Below are 1,201 nucleotides of genomic sequence, written 5' to 3'. Positions count from 1 at the left end.
GCAGCGGATGGCCGTCCGGCAGCACCAGCTGCGCCAGCAGAACCGCCGCAAATAGCAGCGCCAGCAACAGCAGCCGGTGGCGGCGCGGCATGCCGATCAACAGGCCCAGCCCCCACAGCAGCGCCGCCAGTGCCAGCACCAGCAGCATCAGCCTGTCCCGGTCGAGCCGAAGCCGCCCGCGCCCCGCGCCGTGCCGCTCAGCGTCTGGGCCAGTTCGAATTCGGCGCGCAGCACCGGCGCCACCACCATCTGCGCGATCCGCTCGCCATGAGCGATGGTAAAGGGCGCCTCGCCGGCATTCATCACGATCACCCCCAGCGGCCCGCGATAGTCGCTGTCGATGGTGCCCGGCGTGTTCGGCAGGGTGATGCCGTGTTTCAGCGCCAGACCCGAACGCGGCCGCACCTGCACCTCGTAGCCTTCGGGAATCTCGATGCGCAGCCCGGTCGGCACCAGCGCCCGCGCCCCCGGCGCCAGCGTCACGCTGCCCCGGTCCGGCAGGTTGGCGCGCAGGTCGGCCCCCGCCGCGCCACCGCTTTCGTAAGACGGCAGCGGCACCGCGGTATCGGCGCCCTCGTCATACTGCACCCGGATCACGACCATTTGCGCCCCCTGCTTGCTCTCTTTGGTAAATACGTCCGCCAGAGGCGGCATCCCGATCAGGCCAGCGCCGCGGCGATACGCTCGGCCAGCCGCTGCGCCACCGCGTCCTTGCCCATGCGCGGCCACGCCTCGGCACCCTCGGCGGTGATCAGAACGATCGCGTTCTCGCTCCCCCCCATGATGCCGGTTGCCGGGCTGACATCATTGGCGACGATCCAGTCGCAGCCCTTGCGCGCCCGCTTGGCGGTGGCATGGGCCACCACCTCGTCGGTTTCGGCGGCAAAGCCCACCACCAGCGCCGGCCGGCCCTCGGTCAGCTGCGAAATCCGCGCCAGGATGTCCGGGTTCTCGGCGAACTCCAGCGCCGGCATGCCGTCGCGGGTTTTCTTCAGCTTGCGATCGGAGGCGGTTTTCACCCGCCAATCCGCCACCGCCGCCGCGAACACCCCGGCATCGGCAGGCAGCGCCGCGTCCACCGCCGCCGACATCTGCAGCGCGGTTTCAACCGGCACCACCGTGACCCCCGGCGGCGGCGGCACGCTGGCCGGGCCGGTGACAAAGATCACCTCGGCCCCCAGCGCCGCCAGTGCCCGGGCAA

2 protein-coding genes are annotated in these 1,201 nt (G+C 71.3%); both read right to left on the bottom strand.

The window, feature by feature from the left end; all coding sequences use genetic code 11:
* Window positions 1–147 precede the first annotated feature (147 nt).
* Complete coding sequence (gene dut, locus CVM52_RS25880) at window positions 148–603, bottom strand: dUTP diphosphatase (RefSeq protein ID WP_100165071.1); 456 nt, start codon at window positions 601–603, stop codon at window positions 148–150.
* Window positions 604–659: 56 nt separating this feature from the next.
* Window positions 660–1,201: phosphopantothenoylcysteine decarboxylase domain-containing protein (locus tag CVM52_RS25875; RefSeq protein ID WP_276308671.1), on the bottom strand; the 542-nt coding region annotated here is incomplete at its 5' end.

This window comes from Pseudooceanicola lipolyticus (assembly GCF_002786325.1).
GTDB lineage: Bacteria > Pseudomonadota > Alphaproteobacteria > Rhodobacterales > Rhodobacteraceae > Pseudooceanicola_C > Pseudooceanicola_C lipolyticus.
This window is presented reverse-complemented; position numbering and strand designations above follow the sequence as displayed.

What these genes read in the sequence shown, in the direction of transcription:
- dut (WP_100165071.1), bottom strand. Translation starts at nt 603, where the DNA reads ATGGTCGTGATCCGGGTGCAGTATGACGAGGGCGCCGATACCGCGGTG.